The 5,910-nt window shown below is 63.1% G+C and carries 8 protein-coding genes; all 8 read right to left on the bottom strand.

All coding sequences use genetic code 11. The features are described from left to right. Positions 1–541: type IV secretion system protein (locus tag OC184_RS19320; protein ID WP_265508791.1), on the bottom strand; the 541-nt coding region annotated here is incomplete at its 3' end. Between the two features lies 1 nt (position 542). After that, positions 543–1,058: a hypothetical protein gene (locus OC184_RS19315; protein WP_265508790.1), complete on the bottom strand. Its 516-nt coding sequence runs from the start codon at positions 1,056–1,058 to the stop codon at positions 543–545. After that, the gene (locus tag OC184_RS19310) at positions 1,051–2,052 is read right to left on the bottom strand and encodes an ATPase, T2SS/T4P/T4SS family (protein ID WP_265508789.1); all 1,002 of its coding nucleotides are present in this window, start codon (positions 2,050–2,052) and stop codon (positions 1,051–1,053) included. The genes OC184_RS19315 and OC184_RS19310 overlap by 8 nt, the downstream gene beginning before the upstream one ends. Before the next feature lie 11 nt (positions 2,053–2,063). After that, entirely contained in the window at positions 2,064–3,467 is a 1,404-nt protein-coding gene (locus tag OC184_RS19305; RefSeq protein ID WP_265508787.1) for a TrbI/VirB10 family protein, read from the bottom strand. Then, complete coding sequence (locus OC184_RS19300; protein WP_265508785.1) at positions 3,464–4,177, bottom strand: TrbG/VirB9 family P-type conjugative transfer protein; 714 nt, start codon at positions 4,175–4,177, stop codon at positions 3,464–3,466. The genes OC184_RS19305 and OC184_RS19300 overlap by 4 nt, the downstream gene beginning before the upstream one ends. Beyond that, positions 4,174–4,821, bottom strand: a complete 648-nt coding sequence (locus OC184_RS19295) for a virB8 family protein (protein ID WP_265508784.1) — start codon at positions 4,819–4,821, stop codon at positions 4,174–4,176. The genes OC184_RS19300 and OC184_RS19295 overlap by 4 nt, the downstream gene beginning before the upstream one ends. 66 nt (positions 4,822–4,887) lie before the next feature. Continuing rightward, positions 4,888–5,682, bottom strand: a complete 795-nt coding sequence (locus OC184_RS19290; protein WP_265508783.1) for a type IV secretion system protein — start codon at positions 5,680–5,682, stop codon at positions 4,888–4,890. Beyond that, the coding region (locus OC184_RS19285; protein WP_265508781.1) for a hypothetical protein at positions 5,682–5,910 on the bottom strand (229 nt) is incomplete at its 5' end. The genes OC184_RS19285 and OC184_RS19290, both read right to left, overlap by 1 nt.

Raw genomic sequence — 5,910 nt, 5'->3', positions numbered from 1 at the left:
GGGCCAATGCGCCATGGCACGCGCCAGCTCTATGGTAAGCGCGCGCGCCATGGCGCCGGCCATCGTCACCTGGCCTGATTTTACGCCGCCGCGTGGCCGGGTTTTGCACCGCCGTTGACAACCCACACATTTCCGCAGCAATGTTCGTAGCCGCGACTGTGAACTTGTCCATCATCTGATCGATGGCAGAGGCGAAGCCATCGGTGATCGTCGGCCCGCTCAGGCCATTTCCGCTCGAGGCCAGAATGCCACCAGCCGTGGCCTCAATGGCCTTTAGAATACCGCCCGCCACAGCCCAGAACTGGTTCCAGTTCCAGGCGAAGATGCCGATCATGGCCAGCTTGATCATCAGGCTCAAAGCGTGGCCCCAGGTCATGGGACGCAGTTGCAGCATCATGTTGATGCCGACCAGAGCCACGGCGAGAACCGCCATATAGCCGACGAGGGTTCCAGAGGCTTCCACCAGTCCCAGGAATGTCGACCGGGCGGCATTGGTCAGGAAGGACTCCGCTGAATCCACGATGAGCTGGACAGCGGACATGTCAGCGCCCTCGCCACGCTTTGCAGATGTCCAGCGACGCTTTCAGGGTCTTGCCTGCTTCCCGGCCAACCTGACCTGCCAACTCAAAGATGTCGTCGCGATCCTTGTCAGCCGTCAGCTCCTGATACTGCCGTTCGGCCTCCTCCCAGGACGGAAACTCGATCTCACAAGGGCAGGAATTCGTCTCGATGATCGCCTGCTGACGACCGATATTATATAGATCTTTCAGGAGCAGGGATCGCCGCGCCTCTGTGGGAGGCAGATCATCTGCCCATTGCGGCAGCGCGGGCATGGCGCAGCCATGCCGCGATATCTCTGCGCCGGTTTCAGGTTCAGACAGGTCCGGCACCGTGAAGTCCAAGACGTCCCGCTCAGCCTGGACCGCTTCCGCCATTTTTCCCAAGTCCGGAACAGGCGGGGGATCAGCCCGAACCATATTGGTCATCACCATTGCCCCGGCACTCATGCCAACGGCTGCCGCCGCTGCACCACACAGCATCGAGTTGCGGTCAAACATGGGGCGTTTCTCCTTCGTCGCCGTTGTCAGGAATGTAGAATTCGAGAACGCCACGATCCCCGCCGGCACGGCCGGTCTGGATCACCACGTCGATGGAGCTGCCGATGTAGCGCAGCGTGGCCGTGTAGGTCAGCGGCAGGTCCGCCTTCAGCGCCATGATGGCAAGCTTTGCCAAGGCCAGCTTCGGCGTCTCGGCATGGATCGTCGTCATCGAACCACCGTGGCCGGTGTTGATGGCCTCGATAAAGGTCATGGCCTCCTTGCCGCGCACCTCGCCCACGACCAGACGGTCCGGGCGCATTCGCAAAGAGGACGTCAGAAGAACATCCGGCGAGCGGGTCCGGCTGTCGCGGTCGGCGATCAGCGTCACGACATTGGGTTGCGCAGGCACCAGCTCGGCCGCGTCCTCGATGGTGATCAGCCGCTCACTGTCCGGGACATAGGACAGCATCTTGCGGGCAAAGACCGTCTTTCCGCTGTCTGTCGCCCCCGCGATCAGGGCGTTCATCTTGTGCGCGACGATGAAGGCCATGGCCGCGTCGATCTGGCCCGAGGCCGCCAGTTCCTTCAGCTCACGCTTCATGTCGGAGCGGGCCGCGTCCACCGAATATTCCCGGCCATGGAGGTATTTGACGGTGATCTCGTCGAGAGGCAGGGTGGAGAAGAAGCGCAGCGAGATTGCCGCGCCCGTCGAGACTGCGGGGGCCGTGACCACCTGGGCGCGGATGGGCCGCCCCTTGTAGGTCACGGAGGTGGAGATAATCAGGGCATCCCTGCCGATGGTCAGCCGCCCGGCACTGGCGATGCGTCGGCCGAGATCGTCGATCTCCATGGCGGTCATGGCTGTGCGTTCGACCGGCTGCATGGCCGAATCGCCATGCTGGAGGGACCAGATGCGCCCGTCCGGGTTGATGGCGATTTCCACAAGGGCAGGGCTGTCGATGACAGGTCCAATCGCCGCCAAGGCTTCATCGAGATAGCTGCCGTGGCTCATGTCATCCATGCTCAGAATATCTCCAGGTCGCGGTCCACCATCACCGTGACACGGGTGCCCTGGGCCACGGTGATCGTCGGGGGGATCGAGATGTATTTCCCAATGGCCGCGTCCGTTGCGCCGCCAAGAGCATCCGACACGCCCGTGGCAGCATTCGAGCCGCCCGTCGAGATCGTCACGCCCCCGCCGCTGTCTTCATCTTCCAGAAGCGAAGGAATGGCCGAGATCGTGGAAATCAGCGCTGCCGCGCCGAACCGCTTGAAGAAGTGGCTGTTGACCTTGCCGCTCGTGCCCGAGCGGCCAAGCGCGTCACCGCCGAAGGAACTGATCTGCACCGACTGATTGTCCGGCATGATGATCCGTTCCCAAGCCACCAGAAGCCGGTTTTGCCCGGTCTCCACATCCGCCGAATAGCTGCCGATCAGTTTGGAGCCGCGCGGAATGAGGATGCGCGAGCCGTCATAGCTGACCACATCGGTTGTCACGACGCCCCGGATGGGTCCTTCAAGCGTCGAGTCGATGGCGGTTTCCAGAACGGCCTGGATCATCGTGCCCTGCGTGACGGTGTTGGCCGGGTTGACGATGATGTCTGCACGCTGCACCTGCACCTGGCGTCCGGCATTGCGCACAAAGGCGGCGTCGTCGCTGAGCTCCGCTGCCTGCTGTGCGGCGGCCGCATCACCAAAGCCTGCGGCCTCCGCAATGGCCCCTCCGGGGCCATCGCCGCCGCCGATCGCAATCATCGCCGATTGCAGGCGCTGCTGTTCCAGCGCGGCGGCTCCTTCCGGCGCCTGCCGCCGCTGCGCCAAGAGATCATCGTCGCCGCCCGGCACAAAGCCCGCACCGCCTTGCAAGCGCAGCATGTCCATCTCATTGTTCAGGCCAGCAATCTGCAGATCGCGGTCGCTCAGCATGTTCTGCAGCTCGCGCTCTCGGTCTTCCGCTTGCTGGCGAAGCTGCTCCAACTCATCGCGCATCGTGGCAAGGGCCTCGCTATCGCCGTCAGGTGCGGGAGCATCACGCTCGGGTGCGGGCCTGAACAAGGCATCGACCTGCGTTTGCAGACCTTGGATCAGCTTGATGACCTCCGAACTGTCGGGGGCCGGAGCCGGGGCCGGCGCAGCCTCCACCACGGCCGCAGGTTCGGGCGCGGGTTCCTCGCGCGGAGGCCGGTCCATGTCACCGAAGCCGCTTCCTTCCGGCTGGAACTCCTGGGCCTGCCTGACGGGAAGGAGCGTCTCGCCTTCCGGCTGGCTATAGACATAGACGGCACCGGCCAGAACGGCAGCGCCGCCGAGAGCCAGGGCCAGCTTGGCCGCACCGGGCTTACTGGCCCGCCCGGTTCCCTTTGTCCCGGCGGAACCATTCAGGGAGGCGAGCCGCTGGCGCAGATCGTTGTTTGCCCCCTCGCTCACTTCACCAACCTTACGGCTTTCATCATCCCCACGGTGGACTCGACGGACCCCAGGCGCAGCACCCAGAACGGGCTTATGCCTGTCACCCGCACCACGCCGTCAGGCATGGTCTGCGAATTGACCGTCACCTCCTGACCGGCCGTGACCTTGAAGATCGCGGGCAGCTCACCATTGCGGCGGAACTTGAAGTAGGTGAAGGCTCCGTCATCCCAGACCTGCGTGGGCGTCGTGCCGTTCACCACGTTTCCGCCATAGTCATGGTTGGCAGGTCCACGGGCGATCTGCCGGTTTGTAGGCGTCGTGCCCCCCGAGGCGCGCGGATAGGTGAAGCGGACCACCGAGAACTGCGCAGCGGGCGTCTCCGAGGCCTCGAAGTAATACTGCCGCTTGTTGGTATAGACGTTGATATTGGTGGCAGCCCCACTGGTCGTGGGCTTCATCACGAAGGCACTGCCGCCCGGCACCGCGTCAAAGTTGAAGCTGACGGTATCACCCGCAATGACAGAGGTGATCTGTTCATCCGGGCCGAACTCCACGGACGTGACCCGACCCATCTGCGTCTGGATGCGGTAGACCTGACCATCGACCCACTGGGCATAGCGGACCCGCGCATCGAGATGTCCGGCCCGGGGCGTGACTTCCGCCCAAGCTGCGGAGACACCCGTGCTGGCAGCAGCCAGGGCTGCAACAAAACCAAGAGCGAGTTTCATTGGGCCTCCAGCCGGTCAGAGGTGATGGCATATTCGTAGACACTGAAGCCAAAGGGGTTCGTCCAAACCTCATCAAGAGGCCGGGCTTCAGTGGTCTCGTAGCGGAAGGCCAGGGTGGCGCTGAAGAGGCCCTCGGTGATGCCCGCATCATCGACCAGGCGCTTGCGCAGCCGGACCTGGGCGCGATCTTCGGTGATCAGCGTGACCGACAGGATCTCCACATCCATGCGGGCGCGGGCTCCGTATTTCCGTTCCGGGTAGTCGGGGTTTTCAGAGGACCAGAGGCTGCGCATCGAGGCCAAGGCCGCGCCGGATGAACGGTCGATGACCGAACGAACCCGCACATCATTGTCGAGCTGGTTGAAGGTCTCGCGGTCGCGCACATAGGAATGGACAAGCGACTGGACGACCGCATCCCGGTGATCGAGGGATATGGCCTGCAGGTTCGCCATCGGCAGCGCCATGCCGCTCGATGGATCAAAGGGCACGAGGACCGGGGCCGGGGTTTCGTGGCTGGCCGCGACAACGGCTGCCATGAGGCAACCGAAGGCGCCAAAGCCCCACCCAACCATCCCGAACTTCTGCCAGAACGCGCCACGGCGGCGTTCGCCATAGATCAGCTCTTCCTCCGTCTTGCTGACCATCTTCGGAGCGACGGGTGCGGCTTGGGCTTTCGCCCATCTGTTTTTCCCGAGATCAAACATCGGGCCTTACCTCAGGTCCGGGATTTGAAAGTCGAGCATTTCCTGTTCCTGCGCCCAGGCACTCGCCTGCGACACATCCGACATGCCCATCCCATAGCTCTGCATGGCAAGAAGCTGGTTGTTCAGGATCAGCTCCTTGACCGCCTCGCCCATCATCCGGGTGTTGAGATCAATCGCCTCCTTGATGCCGGTCTGCTCCGGGATATCGGCCACGAGCGTTTCGAGGCGCTGAAGGCTGACAGAAGTTTCGCGCTGCGCGGTGTCGGCGGTCGCCGCCACCAATGCCCCTGTCGTGGCCTGTGTCGCCGCCCGCTTTTCCGCCACGCTGCCGCTCTTGCCCATGGTCGCGACGCGAGCAGGATCGAGCCCTGCCCTGGTCATGGTCGATTTGGCAGAGGTTTGGATTGCCGTGCGATAGCTCGAGGACAGGCCCGACCAGTCACCCGTGCTTGCCGATCCAGCGGCTTGCAGGATGCTGGTCATCTTGGGATCAAGAACCGTGTCGAGGCCGCCGCCCATGAGAAGGCCCTGAATATCGGCCTTGCCGGTCAGCACGGCATAGATCCCTTGCAGCTCCGCCGTCTGCCTTTGCAGCTCCGCCAGTTGATCAACAAGTTGATCCAGCATGTCGGACTGGATGCCGAAGTCTTCGAGCATCCGCTTGATCTGGGTGATCTGCTGGGCAATCGACTGGGTGTCGATGGTCGGCACACCCTGGGCATAACCGGATGACGGCACTGCCAGTGTCGAGGTCACGCACAGGCCGGCCCCAAGACATAAACTGGTGACGGTCTTTCGCATCACAATCTCCCTTGGAAATCCAGAAACTCTCGCTCCTGGGCATAGGCCGCTGCCGCAGCCACAGCCTCGGCAGAGAGCGGCTTGGAACGGGTCGCAATCAGCCGGGTCTGGCCTGCCCCCTGAAAAGTGGTCCTCCCTGAAGTAGGCTTTCGGGCCAGATGGAGGATAAAGGAATGCCCCAAAAAAAGCACAAGCCGGAAGAGATCGTCGCGAAACTCCGCCAGGTCG

It is taken from the genome of Paracoccus rhizosphaerae (assembly GCF_026162645.1).
In the GTDB taxonomy this organism is placed as follows: domain Bacteria; phylum Pseudomonadota; class Alphaproteobacteria; order Rhodobacterales; family Rhodobacteraceae; genus Paracoccus; species Paracoccus rhizosphaerae.
Note: the sequence above shows the minus strand (reverse complement) of the source record. Positions and strands in the feature narration are given on the sequence as shown.